This window comes from Bacteroides sp. GM023 (genome assembly GCF_014750685.1).
In the GTDB taxonomy this organism is placed as follows: domain Bacteria; phylum Bacteroidota; class Bacteroidia; order Bacteroidales; family Bacteroidaceae; genus Bacteroides.
Map to the genome: position 1 here is coordinate 57,624 of NZ_JAAXGE010000010.1, position 24,120 is coordinate 81,743.

The window sequence follows — 24,120 nt, forward strand, 5'->3', positions numbered from 1 at the left end:
CAGTTTCATTTTTTGGAAGTTTGTACTTCCGGCATACATTAATATATACCCGGCGTGTTTTTCAACATTACTGTATAAAAGTTATTTTACTACAATAATATTTGATAGTTTTATATCATTTGAAGCTCTGCCGATCATCAACTGAAAATTTCCCGGTTCCACCACTCTCTTCATTTCCTGATTGATAATCGATAAATCTTCTTCCGTCAGGCTGAAAGTTATAGTTCTTTTTTCTCCCTGTTTGAGGAAAAAACGTTTAAATCGCTTTAATTGCTTCAAGGGTTGTACAACTGAAGCGTATTCATCTCGTATATAAAATTGTGCCACTTCTTCGCCATCATACTTTCCTGTGTTTTGTATATCAAATGAGACATCAAAACGATAAGGAGTTTGTTGGTTTATCTTTAAGTTGGAATATTCAAACGTGGTATAACTAAGTCCATATCCAAAGGCATACAATGGCAATGCGGACATTTCTACATAATCATGGTTTTGAGGTGCTTTTTTATTATAATATATAGGAATTTGCCCTACCGAACGAGGTACGGTAATTGGTAAACGGCCTGCCGGATTATAATCTCCGAATAAGACATCGGCTATGGCATTTCCACCTTCTTGTCCGGGATAATAGGTTGTCAGTAGTGCATCGGCATATTCCGAAGCCCATAGTTTATCAAGTGGGCGTCCTTCTATATATACAACGATCAATGGTTTGCCTGTGGCTTTCAATGCAGTCAACAATTCCTGTTGTTTTCCGAGCAGAGACAGAGTAGCACGGTCAAATCCTTCGCCACACTCCATATCACTTACTGTTTTCTTATCCGTAATGGCAGCTCCCGTTTCTTTATATTGTGTCTTAAAATCACGGGCACTGGAGCCACCGACTACCACAATCACCACTTCAGCACGCCGGGCAGCCTCTACGGCTTTCTCAATTTCATTTGTTGTAGTATCACGAATGGCACAACCTTTTACATATTCCACACGCGATGGTGATAGTTTAGCGACAATTCCATCAAGTACGGTTTTTACATTTTCATCTTCCTGAGGTGCTGTATAATCTCCTAACATATTGTACCGATTATCAGCGTTAGGACCAATGACAGCTATCTTATTTATATCTTTCCGCAAAGGCAATATGGAGTTTTTATTCTCAAGCAGTGTAATAGAAGCCCGTGCTATTTTACGTGCCAATTTGATATTCTCTTGGCAACGCACGTTTTTCGCAGCCATTTTCGGATCAACATAAGGATGTTCGAATAATCCCATCTCGAATTTCATCCGTAACACCCGGCAGACAGCTGTATCTATGATTGCTTCGTCAACTTGCCCGGACTTCACCGCATGGCAAAGATTCATATAAGCATCTCCACCCAAATCAACATCAACACCAGCCGTGACAGCTTGTACCGCTGCATTTTCCTTTGTCGGAGCCACAAAATGGCTTTCATAAATTCCTTCAATACTATATAAATCCGATACTACAAATCCACGAAAATTCCATTCGTTACGTAGTAGTTGAGTCAACAGATAATGGTTTGATGTGCAGGGAACACCGTCAATTGAATTATAGGAAGTCATTACGGACAGTGCTCCCGCATCTATCGCCTGATGAAAAGGGGGAAGAAAATTCTGATGCAAATCCCGGACACCTATTGATGCATAATTACCGTTCTGCCCACTCTCCGGTACTGCATAGGCTAGAAAATGCTTTAGAGTAGCTATGGTGGCATATTCCTGTGATAAGTCACCACCGCCTAGTCCGGTAACCATAGCAGCCCCCAAAGTACCGCTCAATACAGGGTCTTCGCCAAAGGTTTCTTCTACGCGGGACCATCGGGGATCACGAGTCAAATCAAGTACAGGACCATAACTGATATGTCCGCCTTGGGAACGGATTTCTTTTGCTATAACCTGACCTGCCTCTTTTAATAATTCAGGAGACCATGTTGCAGCCATTCCTATTCCGGTAGGAAAAACTGTAGTTCCAATAGCCATATGTCCGTGAGGGGCTTCTTCTGCGAGAAAGATAGGAATGCCCAAACGGGTGTTCTCAATTATATATTTTTGTAGTGCATTTCCAGCTTTAGCTGCCAATTCAGGATGAAGTCCGTTTTCCAATGTCTTCTTTGTCCACGGATCAGCCCGATAAGTTGCCCAAAGCATTCCTGCATTTCTTTCTTTGACGAGTTGCTTGAACTTATCGGAAGGTCGAACTTTAGTTCCATTTATCTCGTACATCTCCCAGCCCAGGGGACAAAGCAGTTGACCGACTTTTTCTTCCAACGTCATGCGGGAAAGTAAATCCGTAACTCTCGTTTCTACTGGTAAATCAGGATTTTTATAGGAAACCAATGATGAAGAGAGTTGGGCAAAGAGTAACACACACACGATCTGTGCTATTATCAATATATAGAATCGTTTTATCATCATAATATATGCAATAAAAAAGTTTTGTTCTTTTTTTATTCTGTTTCCACCTTTATTACAAGAGGAATAATCGCAGGTTTTCCATTAACCACCGGGTACACATGAGTAATAGCCGGAAAACGTCCTGAATAGTGATAAGCAATCGGCATAACTCCTTCCCCACCTGCCTTCAAAGTTTGAGGACTGGTAAACTTTATATCCGTATTACCACCTATAACCACGAAAAAAAGCTTCATATCCTTATCAGTATCATTAGCAAACTTCAGGTTCATCATCTTCGTATTTCCTTCGCCCATTGTTCCGAAAAGCATTACTTTAAAATTCATCCATAATCCGCTACCATAGTCATAAGGATAATTTTCTTCAATCGGATGGTGGCATGGAATAACTGTTCCTTTCACCCATATACGATTATAATTGGTATTATTATTACTCAAGACCACAACTTCCTTACTAAAAAAACCGGGGCGATAAGCCGGGTCATAATCAACTTTCACTATCCCTGAGGCACCGGGGCGAATCGGTTCTTTCGGAAATTCATATTGCACGCATCCACAGCCTGTACTTATTCCATTGATATGGACCATTTCTGTCCCAATATTCTTAAACGCAAACTTATGAGATACAACTCCATCCTGCTCCTTTATCTCGCCAAAATCAAATACACGCTCTTCGAATTGAAGGCTTTGGGAAGCCCGGGGCTCTTGTGCCAACAAAGGGAAAGATGAAAATAAAAGAAAGAGTACGGATGATGCTATTATTTTCATGAAATACTTTTTTGATTGAATATTCATCTTTGTCCATTAAATAATTAAGAGAGAACAAAGTCCATTTATAAAATAAAGCTTTGTTCTCTCACTGTTTATTCTTAGTCGTTACTTACATACATTACTGTCACTCTTATCCCAACCAATATAATTATGTCTATCAGTCAGATGCGTTCCCGGATCACTTTCTGATTCCGTCAGACAACGCCATGTATCAGACCAGTCGATATTATATCCATTGCCCGTATAGTCATAGAAGATATGCCCTTCACCTTCATTCATCTTCCAATAAGCCTGTAAGCCTTGAGAGTCTGGTTCTACCCCACAAATACCGGCAGAAAGTTCACTTTCTGTCAAAGTACGATTCCAGATTCGTGTTTCACAAATACTGCCGTTGAAATTCTGTTGAGAAGGATAACCTGCCCATGACATTCCAATCTCGACACCTTTGAAAAGAGTAGAATAATCAGAAACACTGTATTCGCAATCTTTCACTCCGTTTACGTAGAACGCAAATTTACTACCATCATAAGTCAACGAAAGCAGATACCATTTTCCTGTTTCAAAAGATGTATTAGCAAAGAAGTTCCCTTTTCCTGTGACACATTGCAAACGAGTGGCATCATTTCCACCCTCTCCAAAACGGAACATCACTGTATTAGAACCATTGAAAGCAAAGAAACGTGACATTCCGCTAAGCTGGTTCGCATGGATTTTAATCTCATACGTAAAGTTAGTCAGTTCTTTCTGCAAAGATTCCGCAAAGTAATAATTACTGTAACACTCATAATTACTTATATCTAAAGCTACAAATTTCGAATTCGGATCAATGTAATCGAGAAGCAGATACATGGTAGTGTAATTCTCTTTCAACTGCAAACCGCTGGACACTTCTTTTATCGTTATTGGCAGCATATAAGTCGTTCCCATCTCCAGATTATTCAAGGAATTCAACGTAACCTTAATTTCCGAAGACAGCTTTTCTCCCCAGGAAATCGCAGCTTCCAGTCCCGTTACCGTGACATCTGCATTTTGAGGGAGAGCAACGTAATTGGTATTCTTACTTGTATTATAATACTCGACTAAAGAACGGTCTACTTCCAACGTAACAGTCTCATCCTGACGTGCATTACCTGTTGCAGAAACAGTAAAAGCATAAGAAGCCGGCAATGCGGATATATCCAGTACAGATGTTCCCATATTCGTTCCATTTGTGATAGACACATCCAGTTTCACTTCATCAGGATATGTTATATTCACAATAGCCAAAGCAGTGTTATGCTGTACAGAAATCTTGCCGTTACCCTCAACTTTAGTTAAGCGAACAGGTAATAAATAAACAGATTTATCCAGTGCTACAAAATTTTCCGCCGGAACCCTTACCTCTATCGAATCAACAGACAAGGTCTTCCCCTGTTCTATAGTAGCTGCAGATTTCACAACAGTATATACATCAGAAGGAAAAGCTTCGTAAGATGTACCATTGCTCATATTATAAGAGTTCACCAAAGAATTATCCACTTCTACATACACCATCATCGTATTTTCAGCCTGACGCGTTGATTTCACCGGTAACTTCACCACAACTTCGTCCCCAACCGCACCTCGCGATGTCCAATCCACATTAAAAGTGGAAATGTTTCCCTGGGCAGAGCCGGTAGTGGATGGTATAAAATAAATCAGATTATTAGGATTGCCTTCCACATCATAAGTTTCGTTGTCACATGATTGAAAGCATAGCATGCCCGTCAAGAGCATTAAAATATATTTATTCCATTTCATAATCACAGCCTTTATTATTGCATACACTTATTGTTATCATCACTATCCCATGCTATAGACGAGCTATAATTCAGATTATAAGTCAGTCCGGCTCCTTCACTAATTTCACGGGCCGTATTTGTCCAGTCCATATCATAGCCATTCCCAGTCGCATCATTGAAAATATGCCCTTCACCTTCGTTCATTTTCCAATAAGCTACCAATCCGTCCGATTGAGCATCAACGCTACAAAGTCCCATTCGAAGTTCGGCAGGACGCAAAGCACGGTTCCATACACGAACTTCCGCAATCCGACCACGGAAATATTGAGAACCTCGATAACTGGTCCAAGACATACCCAGTTCAAAACGTTGGAAGTCAACAGACTTACCGTCACCATCTCCCTCGGCATCTTTTACGCCATCAACATACATTGTCAGCTTACTACCATCGTAAGTCAACGAAAGCGTATACCAACGGTCGGTACTGAAACGAGTCGAAGAAACAATACTACCACTCGGGCTCACCCATTGCAACGCATTGGTATCCATACCTTCCTCACCAAACCGAAGCATACTTGAACGTTCCTCATTTTTTGATGTAAATGCACACATACGGGCTATTTTATGCCATTCCTGAGAATAGAATTTTACTTCATACGTAAAGTTGGATAATTCCAGTTTCTTCTCATCAGGGAAAATAAAGTTGCTATAAAGATTCGTATTACTGATATTCAACGAAGTGAAATAAATATAACGTGAAATCTGCAAGAATATCGTTTTTGACGGTTTGAGTATTTCGAGACCATCCACTTCTGTCATCGTGACAGGAATCACATAGATAAGATCATCCGACAAATTTTCCGTAGACACCACTTTCACGGTAACTGGAGTCGAGAACGACTTACCCGCCTGAATGACAGCGTCGGCTCCCTCTAATGTTACCACCCCATCAGGAATACTATAATATTTCGTACCATGTTCCTGATTGTACGCTTCTACTTGTGAGGGATCAATGCCAAATTTCACACTGACATCCTTTTCTACTTTATCAGTAGCAGAAGCCGTCACCATATAAGTAGACGGAGTGTCCTCTACCAGGAATTTTGTTACAGGTGTTGTCTCTGTTCCTGTAATAAGTACGACCGTCTTTCCATAGTCGAATTTATCACCCTCAGTACAGCCCAGAACCGATAATCCCAATATCACTCCCAATAAAGAATATTTAAATATATATGTTTTCATCATGCTTCTTATTTATTCATTATTTATTCATTTATTGCAGGATTCATAATCTGAATAGCCTGACGGAATTCGTTATAAGGTATACCTGATGCGGAATAATAATTTCTTCCGAGGAAGAACACTCCACAGCCCCCTTTACGTCCTGTACCCGGCTCCCATTTTGCATAATTCAAAAGTTCTCCTCCATACAGATATTGCACACCGAATGATTCGCAATAAACCATCTTTTCAGAAGGGAAACCGTTTGGAACACCAGTGCCCGCACCTTGATGGCTATAAGCCTGTTTCACGAAATAATCACAATAGGGTATTGTGGCAGTCGGCGGTGTGGCATTAAAATAGTCAACGATAAGCAATTTATCGGGTTGCTCACCTTTAGGACCGAAATATTTACCGAGTTCTTCCACCAACCGTACCAAGTCATTCCCATTCCAACCTTCATAGTCTATGTCTACGCCATCAAGCCCCGGCTCCAGTACTTGATTTACAATCCATTTCGCATAAGCAGCCATCATTTCATCGTCAGGACTTTGACTGTTCATATCATAGTCCACACCATCCACCGTGAACTGATGTCTGTAATGGGAAGCATCACCATGCATCACAAAACGTGTACCCAGCTTTTCCTGACAATACTTCATGTCCTTATATGCTATCGGATGAGTTTCTGCGGTAGGTATGCCCATCCACAGATTTACGATGTCAATACTATCAGGCAATCCCACCATACGTTCACCCCACGAAGCAGGGTCTTTATATCCTGTGACACCCTCGATAGGCGACCAGTTCTCATAATAAGCGAAACTTATCTCATGGTCTGTCTTCTTAAACTCGCGTATATTCTGAAAATATTGTTCATCGTAAGTTTTCAGTTTCTGAATTTCCAACGGTTCAACATCCGTATCGCAACCACAGAAAAGAAACGCACCGATGAGGAAAGTTAGTAAACTTGTTATTTTTGTCTTCATTGTAATTAGTTTTTAGAATTAAACTATGTTCATTCTTCGATTACCGTGATCTTTGATCCCACCAAAGTTTCGTACCACCGGTATCCTGACCACCCAATGCAGCAATACCGCTATTAACCCCAGCCGGATTATTGCTCTTCTCGTCACGAGTATAAGGCAAACGGCGAACTTGCAAGTCGGTATCAACTGTACCGTTACTACTGTTTCGCACTACAGGAATCAATTCGGGATAACCGGTACGGCGATATTCACTCCATCCTTCAGGTCCGTCGGGATAAAGCGCAATCCACTTCTGTGTAATAATACGTTCCAGACTTCCTTCAAATCCCGCACTACCGTTCCATGCAGGAGTCACTTTACTTGTGAACGTATAGTTATCACTACCTACGTTATCACTGAAAGATCCCGGCGTAGATGCGTTGTCTGCCAAATACGTATCTGCACTGCCTGCATTATTTTCTTCGAATGACATCCTCACCCCTTCTTCGTAGAAGGACTGTGCTGTACCTTCTCCCATGTCCCATCCACGCAATGCACCTTCAGCACGCAGGAAGAAAGACTCGGCAGCCGTCATCCAAACAACAGGAGTAGAAGCGCGGTCAATATTCAGGTTCGAGATTTTGTCTCCCTGATAGTTGCTCATATTGCTGGATGTGATACCAATACGTACTCCATGATAGGCATCGTCATCTCCTGCTACCGTAAAATAACGGCTGATACGCGGATCTTTCAGACCATTCATATAAGACACGATAGAAGCACCCGGGCGACAGTCTCCCGAGTTGAAGTTATATGCAATTTCGTGCAACGGGTGATGATATTCCAATGTGTTATGAGATAATTCAGCACGATCAGCTTTACTCTCGATAAGACCATAGATACATTGAATAGATTTTGTCGCTTCCTGCTCTGCCAAGGTAGGATTTGCATACACAACCCGCATGGCAAGACGCAGACGCAATGTATTGGCAAATTTCACCCATTTCTCTGCATCTCCTCCATAAATATGGTCATAATCACTCATTAACTTAGCACTACTGTTACCACTCACATAATTTCCTAAAACCTCGATCGAATTATCCAGTTCTTCAAAGAATTTGGCGTAGACTTTATCCAAGGCATCATATAAACTGGAGGAGCCGTAGTTAACATAAGGAATAGGACCAAACGTATCGGCAATGCGGTGCATACCTGCCACTTTTACAATTGTTGCCAACGCATCAACCTCCGTCAGTCCCTGCTCGATGGCAATCTGATGGATACTGGCCCAAGGAGCCATTATTCCGGTAAATGCATAGTCGAATGTGGCATTTACCCACTGGTCCTGAAAGTTATACTGTCCGTTATGGTTGGTAGAACCCAAGGTAGCGGCTATATATCCGGAATAGAGATCATGAGATAAATTCTGAGCAATCTGATAGTCGGAATCAAGTTTATCTCCGTCACTAACAATAATCACCCTGCGTAACATTTGGGAAAAGAAAGCACCTGTTTTCAGATTATCCACTCCCATCATTTCTTCAGTAACTTCATTCGGATTGACATTATCTTCGTAATCAATACATGAAGTATTATTGAATAGAACAAACAGAATTCCTAAAACAGAAACTTTGTTCCATGATAATATTTTGTTTAATATCATATCTTCTATTATTTAAAAGTTTGATTAGAAATTGACCTTCACTGAAAATCCAAGATTACGCAGACTTGGTGACATAAACATGTCGATGCCCTGGAAATAAGTTCCAGTACTTGCCGTCAGTTCCGGGTCAAAAGGCGCTTTCCGATAGAGGAAGAAAAGGTTCTTTCCAATAAATGACACATTCAAACCTTTAATCCAATTCACATACTTATTGATCGGAATGTCATATCCTAAAGATAATTCAGCCAAACGAACGTTAGTTGCGCTATATACGTACATAGAGCCAATACCACCTTGAGAACCGGAGCCACCGATTTGCGTATAGTAATTCTCGGCACCAATGGGACGTCCGTTTACCAAAGCTCCACCATTATCACGAGCGTCGGCCGTCACCTTAGAAGCTCCGAAAGCATCCATCGTAGCCTGTGTTTGAGAAACTACGATACCACCCACACGTGCAGTGAACAGACATCCCAAAGAAAGCCCTTTGTAAGTAAAGGTATTCCCCCAGCCCAAATTGTACTTCGGAGCACTGTTTCCCGCCTTTACAAATTCATCGGGTTGAGTGACTACCACCTGATCGGAAGGATGAACATAAATAGCTCCGTGTTCGTCCGTCCGCAAAGTATTGACGTAAATATCACCGATAGATCCACCTTCCGTCAATATCATCTTATACATACTGGTACCTCCCATGTCAATACGGTTCAGGGAAGTCAGTTCATGACTAATCGGATCTTCGTAATTACGTAATAATTCTACCACCTTATTTTTATTCAAAGAATAAGTAAGATAAGAACTCCATCCGAAATCACCCCATTTATTATCCAAACGCAATGACAATTCTATACCTTTATTATCCACGCGGCCTCCATTGACTACTTCCGATGTATATCCGGTAGTAGAAGACAGCGTACGCTCAAAGAACTGGTTATAGGTACGCGAGTTGTAGAAAGAAGCGTCGAGTTTCAGTTTATTATCGAAGAATACAAAGTTCAGACCTGCTTCCCAAGATTTTGTACGTTCCGGTTTCAAGTTGGTATTAGGGCGGCGAGTCATCGTTACGGGTACTCCATCCACCAGTTTATAAGTAGGAACTGCCAAAAAGACTTCAGGAGAGTTACCTACTTCCGAATAAGAAACACGTACTTTCATATAAGGCATAATGCTTGTACTGCAATGGAATATATCCGTCAAGATTCCCGAAAGACCTATTGATCCATAGGGGAATGAGGATGTATCTGTCCCCTTAAACGTAGACGACCAGTCGTTACGGAACGTTCCGTCCAGATAAATCATTGATTTATAACCGACCTGCGCACTACCGAATACTGCACGTTTCTTCAGATTGTAGCCATATTGGTTCGCTAAATTCTTTTCGGTTGTATCCACATTACCATAAGTAAACAGGTTGGCTGTAGACTTCAATTTTCCACCGAAATAATCAGATTGGTAATCATTATTCTCAAAGTTGGCACCCGCATTGAACGTCAGATTAAGAGTATTTTCAAGAAAGTATTTATTGATATTCAGCAATAATTCTCCATACACTTGCTGGGTTTCAATATTGCTCTTCGAATAATAACCATATTTAGAAGCAAATAATGTATTGGTTCCGGCATCGTACATACGTTCACGGCGTTCATTGTTACGGTCCATTTTGGCACGGGCTGTCACATTCACCCAGTTTGCTAAATCATATTTTAAAGAAGCCGTAGCCATATAACGATTCTTATGGTTTGGCATTTTGATATGCTCTGTTATCCAGTATGGATTTTGTAAAGCAAGATTGGTACTATAAGGCCAATATTGAGTCAACAAGTTACGCTCCGCGTCATAACGCTGATAAGCCTGAACCTTAGAAAAGTCATCACCGGCAGGAAATAAATAAAGTGAAACCAACGGGTTAAAGTAAAGTCCTTGAGCCGTCATGTTCTGCTCTTTCACGGAACTAAGCATAAAATTAAGATCAAGAGTCAACTTATCATTCAGCATTTTTGCAACATTGCGGACAGTAGCATTGTAGCGCTCAAAATTATTATTATGAATAATACCTTTTGCATTCGTTGTTCCCAAAGATACATAAGTCTGATTCTTATCAGTTCCTGTAGAAAGGCTGACAGAGTTTGTTACATTCACACCGGTTTGAAAAAAGTCAGCCGGGTCATAACTACTTGGAGTACTTAGTTTAGATCCCCAACTATAGTAACTACCCACTTCTGTTTGCCCATATGTATTCTGAAATTCCGGCAATACAAGAGGAGCTGAGAAGGTAGTATTATTGGAAATAGAGACTGTTGTACGCCCTTCCTTACCCTTCTTCGTCGTAATCATCACTACGCCGTTGGCAGCAGCACTACCATAAAGGGCGGCAGCAGAAGGGCCACTCAATACAGAAATACTTTCAATATCTTCCGGGTTAATACCTGCGATAGGATCACCACTCTGACCAGCACCCTCATACGAATCGGTAGGCTGGGTAGAAGCGGCACTCATATCAATCATCGGGATACCATCTACGACATAAAGCGCATTATTGTTCCCGTTCAAAGACTTGGTACCACGCATTACCACGCGGGAAGAACCACCTATACCGGAAGAAGAAGAGTTGATGGTGACACCCGCTACTTTACCATTCAGATTGTTCACGAAGTTGGCGTCAGCGATGCGGGTAATTTCATCGTTGCTGATTTGCTGAACATTATAAGATAATGATTTTGCTTCTTTTTTAATACCCAAAGCAGTAACAACCACTTCATTCAGAGTTTTTGTATCTTCCTGAAGAACTATTCTCAGAGGATTATTATTCGTGATTTTCACCGTTTTTGGTGTATAACCGACATAAGAGAATTCCACTATATCCCCTTCCTTGACATTTAAAGTAAAATTACCATCAATATCAGTAATTGTTCCTGCTGCGGCTCCTTTTACTTTTACATTAACTCCGATCAAAGGATCGTCAGCAGAGTCTTTTACAGTACCCTTCACTTGAATAAATTTACCACCTTGATTGGTGTTATCAGATTTGGACAAGATGATTTGTTTATCAATCACGGTATAAGATATATTTGTACCTTTAAATATATCTTCTAAAATATCTATTATCTTTCCAGATTTACTATTCACAGAAACAATCCGATTTTTTTGAATGGCCTTATCATTATAAAGGAATACAAAATCCGAAGTTTCCTCAATTTTATTCAGCACTTGTTCCACGGATACATTGCTCATTGAAATGGCAATCCGTGTTCGCTGGGCATATGCATCCTTGGCTGTAAGTTGTAATACTACTGCAAAAAGTAGTGCTAGACTAATCCTCATAACTAACGGAAGTTTTAGATTTAAAGCATATTTTGGACATAATGCAATAAATGAATGATTTTTTTTCATACATTTGTGGCTAACTAGAGTTTATTACTAAATGAACTATGGTTCGATTCCGGTTTATGTTTGCTAGACCTGTACCGTGAATCTTAAAATTTCGGAGGGAAGATAGCTGTTGGTAGCAGCTTTCTTCCTTTTTCATTGTTAATGTGTTATCTCATAGGCTATTTGAATTTTACAGGGTTATTATTAATATAAATCTACTATTATTTTTGTCTTTGACAGTGTACCGTCCGTTTGTTGTTCCGACTCCTGAATCTTCCACTTCAAAGTTGCCGACTTGGCCAAATAATCCAATATCTGTGACAAAGTTTCATTCCTGAACGTCGCGCGGTATTTATATTCTTTTCCCGCCTTGTTATCAAACTGAATATCTACATTGAAATGTCGTTCCAGACGTTTGAATATTTCTTCCAACGAAGCATTTCTAAATATTAGTTTTCCATCTTTCCAAGCTACTTTTCCATAGACATCTACTGTATTCTTCTTCGATTTCTGACTCTGTTTATCGTAAAGTAACTGTTCGCCAGGAGCTAACACAATTGTTTCCTGATTGGGGGTTATCACATTTACTTTACCTTTTTCCAATACTGTTTCTATATAGCTATCGTCGTCATAAGCAGCAACATTAAATTTTGTACCATAAACATATACTTTCAATCCATTCAATGTGTTTACATAAAAAGGGCGCTCCTTGTCTGCCTGCACTTCAAAGTATGCTTCACCTTTTAACTCTACATTGCGATTATTATTTCTGAAAACCGTAGGATAGCGCAATGTACTACCGGCATTCAACCACACCACAGAATGATCCGGGAGTTCGTAACGTATCACTGAGCCGGTAGCAGCTGTAACTTCTGCGTACTGTTCTTCCTCATCTGTTCCGCCAAAATATAAATATCCAAAGAACAAAGAAGTCAGCAATAAAGGTATAGTCAAAAATGCGGCATAACGCATCAACTGATTATACATACTTTTTCTTTTGTTCGTTTTTATTTTGGCTTGTGTCTGACGATAGGCACCCATTACATCAATGGACTCCATTTCTTTAATATCATCTCCCAATGCTTGTGCCTTACGGAGTAATGATTCCGGATTCATATTTTCCATATTCTCTTTCAAAATCTTATCTTTTTAATTGCAATTACATTTATAATACAACTGAACTTTTTGAAAGGGACAGGGAAAATGAACTTTCTTTTGCGAAAAAGAAAAAAAAGTTCAAAAGTATGTTTTCTCAATTATCTTATTATATATTTGCAGCAGAATGAAAAACCACAGAATCTCTAAATAATGAAAATATCTTTTTCAAAACAGACCAAGGAACGGACTTTCAAACAACTGTATGAGGAGTATTACGCCCCATTCTGTTTGTATGCGAAAAGGTTTGTTGATGATAAAGAGACACGCGAAGACATTGTATCGGACGTATTTACGTCATTATGGGATAAGTTGGATAGTGATTCTTTCGACTTACAATCGGACACAGCATTAGGATACATCAAAATGTGCGTGAAAAACAGTTGTCTGAACTTTCTGAAGCATCAGGAATATGAATGGAGTTACGCTGAAAATATACAAAAGAAGGCTCCTATTTATGAGTCAGAGCCGGATAGTGTATATACACTTGATGAATTGTACAGAATGCTATACGAAACATTGAATAAACTTCCCGAGAATTATCGTAATGTATTTATGAAAAGTTTCTTTGAAGGGAAAACACACGCGGAGATTGCGGAAGAAATGAATCTTAGCGTGAAATCCATCAATCGGTACAAACAAAAAACGATGGAACTTTTGCGAGAGGAGCTTAAAGATTATTTGCCACTGCTTCTCATATTCTTTTTTCGCGCCTGATTCGATTAGTTTCTTTCTGCACAGCTTGCTCATTATCTATGCAAAATGAGCCGGAATATACTCTCGCAACACTCTACTAGAGAATTAAAAAGTAAAAATTTGCTGTCACCTGTCACACATTCGCACTTAAACCACTGATTACAAACAGTTAAAGAGATGACAGCAACATGTGACAGCACAGTGACAGTAGTTTTGCTGTCACCTTTTCTCCTACGATTCTTTCTTCTCTTTCTTGAAAATCATTTTCATGCCTTTAAACAATTGGTTTCAAGGCTCGAAACTAGAGTTTCACACATAAGAAACCAAAGTTTCACCCGTTTGAAACTTTAGTTTCAATTGCTTGAAACCATTTGTTTCTTACCGATGAAACTATAGTTTCTCTTAGCTGGAACTCTAGTTTCAAACAAAGGAAACTAACTTGGAACTTGCTTCTAAAAGAGGAAGCAAGAAAAGGTGACAGCACTTTTGCTGTCACTGTGCTATCACATACTGCTGTCACAGCACTACTCATTCACAATTAGACATTTAAATACAAATATGTGACAGGTGACAGCAAATTTTTACTTTTAAATTCTCTAGTAGAGTGTTGAGAGATTATAGTTCGGCATTTCCATATAGTTCAGCCTATTGTTGCACCTAATGGTTACTTCTCAAACATATATAGAAATTTCCTCTCTTTTCTTGGCAATTCTCAACAAATCTCTTACCTTTGTTCCTTGAAAGCCGAAGAGAAATGCGGCGTATTGAAACGTTTTTTGCACTAAGAAAACTACCAATTTTATTATTAACAAAAAACCGAACCTCAATAAATCTGTTTCATACGTGCGACCTATGGTCGGGCGTGTGAACATATTTATTAGGTTCGTGGGTATTGGTAGTACCTCTTAGTGGATAAATATGGACTCAGCGCCCGACTTCTTATATATATAAGGTATATATCAGGATTAGGAGTGAGTCTTCAATCATGTTGAATCACGCTAAAAGGTATATATTTTATGGCACACTGGAAAACAATCAAGCAAGTATCAGAGAAATACGGCATTGCCGAAACTACTCTCCGCGGATGGACTAAGTTAGGTTACATCACGCATTCCATTATCAATGATGTCGTAATGCTAGACGACGAGAGCATGGCACGCCATTTGGATACTCATCAAATCAAAGGGTTAAGTGACGATGCTTTAAACAAATTAATCAAGGAAAAAGAGTGGGAACGCGAAGTTATTCTCTCCCGGTTTGATGATGAACTTTTCCTATTGAAAACTCAAAAACTCTATGAGCCGCTTTTTCATATCCTTATCGAAGAGCTCGGTCAACTGATTACCGACAACGACCAACGGGATATATTTCTAAGCATTTCTTCCGGTGAACCCATTTCACGGGTGGCTGCACGTCATCAAATGACTTATGACGAAGTTGTAGCAAAATATAGCTCTATCCTTGATAAGCTAGGTCGGAATCCGGAAAGAATCGCTACATTCCGAGAAAGTACAATGACATCTCTGTTTGGCAAATATGAGACTGATAATCCACTGGAGATTCACTTATCCCAGTTTATCAACGACCGTGCATGCCACATTTTGTCTAAACTGGAAATATATACCGTGTACCAGCTTCTACAACATACTTCTAAATATGGATGGACTAGCCTAAAACGTCTCGAAGGTATGGGGACAATCACTTACAACGAGATAATAAATTCACTGTATAACGCCAATATTATTATTATCAATAAAGATAAAACGATTACTTTATCGCCTGAAATAGCTACATTAGTGCTGTAAGGCAGCTATATTATTGCTGTAAAATATGTAATATTAATACTATAAGATACGTAATATTAATACTATAAGATACGTAATATTAGTACTGTAAGATATGTAATATTATTGCTGCAAGATACGTAATGCCAAAGCACGGCAATCCACACGGCTGATTTTTCCGTTTTTCGTTTGCGGGATGTAATCTGTCGTCAGAATGTAGCGGGGACGATAATATGGTTTGAGTTCGAGGATGTTCTGCAAATTTACTTCTATCTCTTTTGTGTCTATCTGTCCTGCTATCAATAAAGTTACCGCCTGTCCCAAACGCTGGTCGGAAACTGAAGTAATGACAAATGGCAGGGGAATAAACGGGCGAAGTATTTTTTCTATTTCTTCTGCTTGTATTTTGATTCCTCCGCTATTTATTACATTATCTTTTCGGCCTAGAATAATGAAACTACCGTCGGGATAGATGCGCGCAATGTCATTAGTCTGCAAAATATCATCACAGACAAGGGGGGCTTCAATGACTAATGTATTTTCGGGAGATAAAGACAATGTTACTGAAGAAAAGGGATAATAATGTTCGGAAGCAGAAGCTCCGTTCAGGCGGCGCAGCGCTATATGGGATAATGTTTCAGTCATGCCGTAGGTAGAATAGACAGCTATCGGGAGAGATTTTATTTCTGCTTCCAAAGCCTCATCGACTGCTCCGCCTCCTATAATCAGAATATCCGTTTGCTTCAACTGTTTTTTCTCTTCAGGAGTATGGAGAGTATTATAAACTTGTAAAGGAACCATTGCCGCAAATTTCAGAGGTACGTTTATATCGGATAGAGGATGTCCGGAAGCAGGGCGTACAATTAGATTCAACCCTGCGACTAGAGAACGTACTACCACCATCATGGCTCCGATGTAGCGGAGATTCATACATAATAAAGCGGTGTCACCTGTTTGCAGGTTCAGGAACTCGCAAGTCAGGCGGGCACTTTGTATCATTTGGTCTTTGCGTACAATCAGTTCTTTCGGTATGCCCGTAGAGCCGGATGTATGAACTGTAATATGGGGAGAATCCTTGAACCATTCGCTCAGGAAAAGAAACAAATCCCATATAGCAGAGGGATACGATTCCGCTCCTTCTGCTATGCATCTGCTTATATCATCGGAAGTATATTTCTTCCCTTCAAGCAGTAAATGTTGTTTTTTTCGGTCGAATATCATCGGATAGCTTCAAGTAGCATTACTTACAGAACCACAGGCAATCTTTTCTTATTTCAAGTGGCATCTCTACGTTGTCGGTAAAGAGTTGTCCTGTTCCTAAGCCTTGAGGTAACGGGTTATCGAAAGCAGCGCACCATTGGGCGATGGCATTCAGGCCGATATTGGATTCTAAAGCAGACGTAATCCACCAACCAATCTGTTGCTCTTCGGCTTCGTCAATCCATTCGTGTCCTCCGGTAAATCCACCGTGAAGGGAAGGTTTGATGATGATATATTGAGGACGGATAGCAACAAGAAGTTTCCGTTTCTCTGCCTGGGTGTTGCAACCTATTAATTCTTCATCCAAAGCTATCGGCAAGGGAGATTCGGAAGTCAGGCGTGCCATTTCTTTCCATTGTCCGGCACGGATGGGTTGCTCTATGGAATGTAAGTCCAGTTCGGACAAACGTTTCAACTTCTCCATAGCGTCGGCAGGGGAAAAAGCGCCGTTCGCGTCTACACGCAGTTCTATTTCTTTGGAAGAGAAATGGGCACGGATATGACGGAGTAAGGCCAGTTCTTCTTCAAAGTTGATGGCACCGATTTTGAGTTTGATGCAGCGGAAACCGGCTTTTATTTTCTTTTCTATCTGCGTTAGCATTTTGTTGTAATCACCCATCCAGATAAGGCCGTTGATAGGTATTCCGGCTTCCCCACGGGAGAAAGCAGAATTCCACATATCCCAGCCGCCTGCATTATAATGACGAAGAGCCATTTCAAGTCCGAAGAGGATGGAAGGATATTTGCGCAAAGCGTTTACATCCATCTCTCCACCTTGTCTTTCCACTTTCCGGCAGACATCTTCCAATATATCTTCGTAATCGGGAAGGTCATCGCAGCTAAGTCCGGGCAGGGGAGCACACTCCCCTATTCCCACCCGACCGGGAAATTCGGGAGAAGTGAAATGAAGATACCAGACTTTTCGGGTGGAATATGTACCTCGTGAAGTTCCTGCCGGTTGTTTGAAATGAAGCAATCGGGGAGTTATTTTAATCTCGCAATCCATTCTAAATAATTTTCCAATGTAGTAATATACCAATATACCAACATGTCAATTACTAATATGCCAACGTAGCAATGTAGCAATGTGCCAATGTAGTAATATGCCAATGAGCTAATGTACTAATGGGGCAATTACTATGCAGCCATTGCCCAACTAATCGACACATTAGCCAATTGGCATATTAGCCCATTATTTTATTTAAGGGAACTTCGGATATTGCTTGAAGTTCGGTTTACGTTTCTCCAAAAATGCATTCTTTCCTTCCTGCGCTTCGTCAGTGAGATAATAAAGCAAGGTAGCGTCGCCTGCCAATTCCTGAATACCTGCCTGACCGTCCAGTTCGGCATTCAGTCCGGCTTTAATCATGCGTAAAGCCAGCGGACTGAGCAACATCATTTCTTCCGCCCATTGCACGTATTCATCTTCCAGTTGCTCCAAGGGGACTACTTTATTCACTAAGCCCATATCCAATGCTTCCTGCGCATTGTACTTCCGGCAGAGGAACCAGATTTCGCGGGCTTTCTTCTGTCCTACGACACGTGCCAAGTAAGATGCACCGAATCCGGCGTCAAAGCTACCCACACGAGGGCCTGTCTGACCGAAAATGGCATTCTCTGAAGCGATAGACAAGTCGCATACCACATGGAGTACGTGCCCGCCGCCGATGGCAAATCCGTTTACAGCGGCAATCACCGGTTTCGGGATACTACGGATTTGTTTTTGCACGTCCAGTACACTGAGACGAGGAACACCGTCTTTGCCGATATAACCGCCACGTCCTTTCACATTCTGGTCACCGCCCGAACAGAAGGCTTTATCTCCGGCTCCGGTAATCACAATCACGTCAATATCCGCTTCTTCGCGGCAAATGCGCAATGCGTCACTCATTTCGGCAGTAGTAGTCGGGGTGAATGCGTTGCGATAACGCTCACGGTTGATTGTGATACGAGCAATTCCATTATAGTAATCAAAGAGAATATCATCGTATTCTCTGATGGTTGTCCACTCTCTTTGTGTTGACATAATCTATTTTTGTTTTAATTGGTGATAATAATTTTTCAGCATGCGTGCGTCTTTGTTCTTGCTGGTAAACACTTCCATCAAGATGGGTTGTTCCGTAGTTTCCGGTTGCGTAAAGGTTTTCATCGCTTCTGCCAGTTGCTCGTCGTCGTCAACACGCAGATAAAGGAATCCGCGTTCTTCCGCCCAACCTTTGGCAGTTGTTTGATGAACGGCTACGATAAATTTTTGTGAAGTACCCGACATTTTGAGTCCCGGCAGGGTGTGGAAAATCTCTCCACCGCCATTGTTCAATAAGAGGATGCGTAGATTGGAACCGACGTTGACATTCCACAATGCGTTCATGTCATAGAAGAAACTCAAATCCCCGATAGCTATGAAATTCAGTTTATCGGAAGCGGCTGCATAACCTACAGCCGTAGAAAGCGAGCCTTCAATACCACTCGTACCCCGGTTACAGCAAACTTCAATCGTGGATGGAATGGAATATAGTTGCGCATAGCGGACTACCGAACTATTTGCCAAGTGCAATGCACAAGATTCCGGCAATCCCTTTATCAATGCACCGACAGCTGCCATCTCCGAATAGGCAAACTCCGGTTCGGGAATAATTTTGCAATAATTCTCCCACACACGGGGATATTCGGGAGTGCGGTTGTCCAGCAGGCTGGCTATCTTTTCAAGGAATTCAAACGGGTCCATTTCAATCACAGTAGTCAATGAACCGTAGAGGTCGACCACTTCGCCGTCCGGTGATACGTGCCAATGCTCTTTGGGCGGGTGTTGACGAAGGAATTTCTTCAGACGTTTGGAGACGACGTGCCCGCCATAGGTAATCAGCAATTCGGGAGACATCTGATCGATTTTCTCTTCGGGCATGGCGTAGAGTGCCGCGTCGAAGTTCTTCACCGGGATGCCGGGCACTGTCTGATTGCCGATATGCTCCGTCAGCCAGGCAAAGTGTTTATATAATAATTTGGTATATCTCTTTTCAAACAGATAGATAAGATTCATCTGACCGATGATAATCATTCGTTTCTGATACTTATTCATCCGGTCGATCAGGTCGTTATAATCACGGTCGTAGACGTTCAGACCTTGGTAGCGGGTTATGACACGTACTTCGGGCAGTGTCTCCGTCGTAAACTGATACAGGGGTTCGGAAATAGGGACATTGATATGTACCGGGCCTTTTCCGTGATGATTCATCTCAAGCAAGGCTTCGTTTATCAGACGGTTGCAGTACCATTCATCCTCATCCGTATGAATTTCAGGAAGGTTGACAGACTTCTTGACCAGTGTTTGGAATACGCCCGGTTGGGGAAGCGTCTGTCCATCCATTTGCCCAATCCAGGCTGCGGGACGGTCGGCAGAGATGACCACCAAAGGGACATTCTGATAAAAAGCTTCCGCCACAGCGGGATGAAGATTCAGCAGTGCCGTACCGGAAGTGCAGCAGATGGCGGCAGGTTTACCACCATTCAACGTAAGGCCGATGGCAAAATACCCCGCACTCCGTTCGTCGGTCATCGCATAACAGGTAAAATCAGGATGGTTAGACAAAGTATGCACGATAGGTACGTTACGGCTTCCCGGACACAATACAACTTTCGTAATCCCGTGCGCCCGAAGCAGCGCAACCAGTTGAAGTATGTTCTTCTTGTCTGTATACATGATGATAATAAATTAGTAGTTTATGAATAAAGGGGCACTGCTATAAGCCGTTTCATGGTTTGCAACTTCTTTTCCGTTTCCAGCCATTCGTCATTCAGTTCCGAAGAGGCCAGTAATCCGCCGCCGGCATAAAGAGTCAGTTGTTCGTCTTCGATATGCATACAGCGCAGATTCACATATAGGTCAGTCCTTCCATCGGGGTCGAGCCATCCGATAAAGCCGGAATAATAACGACGGTCGTAACCTTCGTTTTCCAATATAAACCGATAGGCTTCTTCCTTTGGCAGGCCGCACACGGCAGGTGTCGGGTGCAGGACTTTCAGAAGGTCTCCCAGATTCTTGTTATCTTTCAGGGAGAAATGAAAATCTGTTTTCAGGTGCGACAATGCTCCCGCATAGGCGGGATAAGGGCCGTTCTCCGTAGAATGAATGTCTAATGAAAGAAGTTGGCGACGGATATAGGATGCTACATAGTCCTGTTCTTTCCGGTTCTTTTCATCCCATATTTGCGGCAATTTGCCGTCTTGTAAAGGTTGCGTTCCGGCCAATGCTACTGTGTTCCATTCGTCTTTTTCGCCCGATAAGATAATTTCGGGTGTGCTACCCAGCCAGATACCTGTTTGAGGGGTATAGCATAGGTATATATAGGAATGGATATAACGTTTGCACGCTGCACGAAAAACGGATGAGGGAGAGAAATCAGGCATCTGACCGATAGTGAGTTCACGGGAAAGCACTAATTTGTCGAAGGCTTTGTCACGTAAGGCATTTATAAATGTATGAAAACAGGCGGCATACTTTTCCGTGCAAGTATTCAGGAATGTTTCCTGTCCTTGCAGTTGCCGGGCTTTCTCCTGTTCTTCGTCCGTATCCTCGTCAACCGGCAGTGGTTGTCCCCACTGGTCCGGTTGTATCAGCACAATCGGACATGTCTCGCTCACCCGAAACGGGGCGATGACAAATCCACGCTGTCCGTTCAGGTCTTTGAGGTCATAGATTAAACGGACAGCCCCCCCAGCCTGTGTCAACAGACGAGGGGTTTTCTCCCCGGGAATACGGTAAACGGCAAACGGTTGTTTTTGCCGGATGAATGTATCAATAGTTGTCAGATTACTTATTTCTTCGTCAATCATCTTTTTTTCATAACACTGTTGACTACCCGTATGGAAGACACCAGTTTGTTGGTTGAAGTAAAGACGTCTACATTCCACACGTGGGATGAGCGTCCTTTGTGTACAATGGTCGCTACCGCCCGCACGGTATCTCCTTCGTGGGCAGAAGAGATGTGGTTTCCGCTGACTTGCATTCCTACTACAATTTCGTCAGGCTGGCAAAGAATCATTGAACCCAGTCCGGCAACCGTCTCTCCCAATGCAAGGGTGGCGCCGCCATGCAAAATTCCGAAAGGCTGGCGTGTACGATGGTCTACGGGCATTGTGGCTTCTACACGGTCTTCGTCAGCATAGGTATATTGGATACCCAGGTTTCCCATTAATGCGTGGCGTGCCTGTGCATTCAGTTGGTCAAGAGGGATTTCCGCTGCGCGAACTTCGGCGATAATCGCTTTTTCGACAGCAAGAGCCACTCCGTCTTCTTCATTCGAAGCGGTCACATAGTCGGCACAAGCTTTCACCGAGTCTTGTGAATGTCCCATAGCTATTCCCAGTCCGGCCAATTGAATCATGGTTACGTCACACACGCCATCACCAATAGCAATCACTTCTTCACGCGTGACGCCCAATACTTCCATCAGAGCACCTAAGGTATTCGCCTTATCAATGGCACAGGGCACTACTTCGAGGAAATACGATTCGGAGCGAAAGACATCCAAAGCACCGTTCAGGCGTCTTTTCCAATGTTCTTCCAGGCTGACAAGCGCTTCTTCGTCATCGCTGACGAGCATACACTTGCAAGGAGCGAAATCAATGGCTGCGGAAAATTCGTCTTCGCGAATTACTTGCAGGTTATTCAGTTGGGCTTCACTTTGGATATGTTCGTTTTCAGGAGAATCCGTTATGATTGTATCATCGTGATAGGTGAACAACGCGAAGCCATTCTTGCGGGCTTTCTTTTCCAGATAAGGCAGCATTTCCGGGTTGATACGCCGTTCGAACAAGATTTCTCCGTTCTGTGCGCTGATTATCTGACAACCGTTATAAGAAAGGATAAAGCCACCATAGTTTCCAAGTTCGAGAGACTTGGCAAGCGGCAACAAACCATAAGTCGGTCTGCCGGAAGCCAGCACGATACGTACTCCCATCTGCTGAATTTTCAGCAAGGCGGCCAGTGTACGTTTACTAATTTCTTTCGCATCATTAAGCAGTGTTCCGTCTACATCCAGGACCAATAATTTATACTTCATGGTTACACGATTTTGATTTAGATTACAAAGGTAGGAAATTGAGTGAACGACAGAAAGCGTAAACAGATAAAAATTACTTTAATTTCACTCTTTCAGACGCATTTCCAAATAATCACGAAGGATTCGGGCATGATTGTACACGGGTTCTTTAGAAGCATAGAGGAGTGTCACCACCGGATGTGGCTTTATAAGGGTCAGAAAATCTGTTACTGACGAAGAAGAGTCCAGCTCTTTCTGATAGAGGACGGAGAAATCATTCCAATGTCCCGGTATATCTTCGTGAAACCACTGGCGCAGGGCGGCGGATGGGGTTATATCTTTTGCCCAATAGTCATATTTCAGCCATTCTTTTTTTATGCCACGCGGCCATAGTTTATCTACTAATACCCGATATCCGTCTGTCTCTGAAAAATCCTCGTACACTCGCTTTATCCTAACTTGTACCATTATTATTTTTATTTAATTATTATAAGTAATAAACCGAAAAGGCCGGAAATTGTTCCGGTAAACGGAACATTACTCCAGCTTTTGCCTGTATTCGGCAGGCGAAACGCCATAATGCCTGATAAAGGAACGATAGAAAGTTGTATAAGAAGAATAGCCCACTTCTTCGGCAATTACAAACAGGCATTGTTCATCTTCCGATTGCAGCCTGTCTACAAATTCGGATATGCGCAAAGTGTCGATATACTCTGAAAGAGTCTGCCCTATGGACTGACGGACGCAGCCGCTTATATAGGTGCGGTTGGTTCTCAAATGTTGTGCCAGGATGCTCCGGTTTAATGACGGATTTCGATACAGTTTTTTTTCACGTATTAGCAAATCAAGTTGCTTGAACAAGTTCAGTGTCTGAACTTCCATTGTCAGATAATTTATATTTTCCATTTCCCTAATTTTGTATGAAGCAAAAGTAATAATTAGAGAAATACGATAAGTTTGCAATGGCGCAATTACACTTTACAAATCCACAATTTGGCGTCCCAAA

Annotated in this window: 18 protein-coding genes; 2 read left to right on the top strand and 16 right to left on the bottom strand. The window is 41.8% G+C overall.

All coding sequences use genetic code 11. The features are described 5' to 3' along the window. Positions 1 to 81: 81 nt before the first annotated feature. From HC965_RS20545 to HC965_RS20580, 8 genes are all read right to left on the bottom strand, one after another. A complete protein-coding gene (locus tag HC965_RS20545; RefSeq protein WP_191033312.1) occupies positions 82 to 2,430 on the bottom strand; it encodes a glycoside hydrolase family 3 N-terminal domain-containing protein in 2,349 nt (782 codons plus the stop codon). Between the two features lie 35 nt (positions 2,431 to 2,465). Continuing rightward, on the bottom strand, positions 2,466 to 3,197 hold the full coding sequence (locus HC965_RS20550; protein ID WP_191033213.1) for a DUF1573 domain-containing protein: 732 nt from the start codon (positions 3,195 to 3,197) through the stop codon (positions 2,466 to 2,468). A gap of 108 nt (positions 3,198 to 3,305) precedes the next feature. After that, entirely contained in the window at positions 3,306 to 4,979 is a 1,674-nt protein-coding gene (locus HC965_RS20555; protein ID WP_191033214.1) for a DUF1735 and LamG domain-containing protein, read from the bottom strand. 14 nt (positions 4,980 to 4,993) lie between these two features. After that, positions 4,994 to 6,202: a DUF1735 and LamG domain-containing protein gene (locus HC965_RS20560; RefSeq protein ID WP_191033215.1), complete on the bottom strand. Its 1,209-nt coding sequence runs from the start codon at positions 6,200 to 6,202 to the stop codon at positions 4,994 to 4,996. Positions 6,203 to 6,225: 23 nt separating this feature from the next. Beyond that, positions 6,226 to 7,170: an endo-beta-N-acetylglucosaminidase family protein gene (locus HC965_RS20565; RefSeq protein WP_191033216.1), complete on the bottom strand. Its 945-nt coding sequence runs from the start codon at positions 7,168 to 7,170 to the stop codon at positions 6,226 to 6,228. A 40-nt stretch (positions 7,171 to 7,210) separates the two neighbouring features. After that, complete coding sequence (locus HC965_RS20570) at positions 7,211 to 8,812, bottom strand: RagB/SusD family nutrient uptake outer membrane protein (protein WP_191033217.1); 1,602 nt, start codon at positions 8,810 to 8,812, stop codon at positions 7,211 to 7,213. Positions 8,813 to 8,836: 24 nt separating this feature from the next. Continuing rightward, complete coding sequence (locus tag HC965_RS20575; RefSeq protein WP_191033218.1) at positions 8,837 to 12,133, bottom strand: SusC/RagA family TonB-linked outer membrane protein; 3,297 nt, start codon at positions 12,131 to 12,133, stop codon at positions 8,837 to 8,839. A gap of 252 nt (positions 12,134 to 12,385) precedes the next feature. Next, the gene (locus HC965_RS20580) at positions 12,386 to 13,306 is read right to left on the bottom strand and encodes a FecR family protein (protein WP_191033219.1); all 921 of its coding nucleotides are present in this window, start codon (positions 13,304 to 13,306) and stop codon (positions 12,386 to 12,388) included. 183 nt (positions 13,307 to 13,489) lie between these two features. On the opposite strand from HC965_RS20580, the gene HC965_RS20585 reads away from it, so the two are divergent. Both HC965_RS20585 and HC965_RS20590 read left to right on the top strand, forming a co-directional pair. After that, positions 13,490 to 14,053, top strand: coding sequence for an RNA polymerase sigma-70 factor (locus HC965_RS20585; RefSeq protein ID WP_191033220.1), 564 nt, complete (start codon positions 13,490 to 13,492; stop codon positions 14,051 to 14,053). 995 nt (positions 14,054 to 15,048) lie between these two features. After that, complete coding sequence (locus HC965_RS20590) at positions 15,049 to 15,837, top strand: DNA-binding protein (RefSeq protein WP_191033221.1); 789 nt, start codon at positions 15,049 to 15,051, stop codon at positions 15,835 to 15,837. A 102-nt stretch (positions 15,838 to 15,939) separates the two neighbouring features. On the opposite strand, the gene HC965_RS20595 is transcribed toward HC965_RS20590, so the two are convergent. From HC965_RS20595 to HC965_RS20630, 8 genes are all read right to left on the bottom strand, one after another. Beyond that, positions 15,940 to 17,037, bottom strand: a complete 1,098-nt coding sequence (locus HC965_RS20595) for an AMP-binding protein (RefSeq protein WP_191033222.1) — start codon at positions 17,035 to 17,037, stop codon at positions 15,940 to 15,942. 19 nt (positions 17,038 to 17,056) lie between these two features. After that, positions 17,057 to 18,082 (bottom strand): o-succinylbenzoate synthase, encoded by a 1,026-nt coding sequence (locus tag HC965_RS20600; RefSeq protein WP_191033223.1) that lies wholly within the window; start codon positions 18,080 to 18,082, stop codon positions 17,057 to 17,059. 195 nt (positions 18,083 to 18,277) lie between these two features. Then, the gene (gene menB / locus HC965_RS20605) at positions 18,278 to 19,102 is read right to left on the bottom strand and encodes a 1,4-dihydroxy-2-naphthoyl-CoA synthase (protein ID WP_004310001.1); all 825 of its coding nucleotides are present in this window, start codon (positions 19,100 to 19,102) and stop codon (positions 18,278 to 18,280) included. Positions 19,103 to 19,105: 3 nt separating this feature from the next. Continuing rightward, entirely contained in the window at positions 19,106 to 20,773 is a 1,668-nt protein-coding gene (gene menD, locus HC965_RS20610; RefSeq protein ID WP_191033224.1) for a 2-succinyl-5-enolpyruvyl-6-hydroxy-3-cyclohexene-1-carboxylic-acid synthase, read from the bottom strand. A gap of 20 nt (positions 20,774 to 20,793) precedes the next feature. Further along, complete coding sequence (locus tag HC965_RS20615) at positions 20,794 to 21,906, bottom strand: isochorismate synthase (protein WP_191033225.1); 1,113 nt, start codon at positions 21,904 to 21,906, stop codon at positions 20,794 to 20,796. Continuing rightward, positions 21,903 to 23,135 (bottom strand): Cof-type HAD-IIB family hydrolase, encoded by a 1,233-nt coding sequence (locus HC965_RS20620; protein ID WP_191033226.1) that lies wholly within the window; start codon positions 23,133 to 23,135, stop codon positions 21,903 to 21,905. Before HC965_RS20620 ends, HC965_RS20615 begins: the two co-directional genes overlap by 4 nt. Positions 23,136 to 23,219: 84 nt before the next feature. After that, the gene (locus HC965_RS20625) at positions 23,220 to 23,582 is read right to left on the bottom strand and encodes a DUF488 domain-containing protein (RefSeq protein ID WP_191033227.1); all 363 of its coding nucleotides are present in this window, start codon (positions 23,580 to 23,582) and stop codon (positions 23,220 to 23,222) included. Between the two features lie 69 nt (positions 23,583 to 23,651). Beyond that, the gene (locus HC965_RS20630; RefSeq protein ID WP_191033228.1) at positions 23,652 to 24,020 is read right to left on the bottom strand and encodes a helix-turn-helix domain-containing protein; all 369 of its coding nucleotides are present in this window, start codon (positions 24,018 to 24,020) and stop codon (positions 23,652 to 23,654) included. Positions 24,021 to 24,120: the final 100 nt, after the last annotated feature.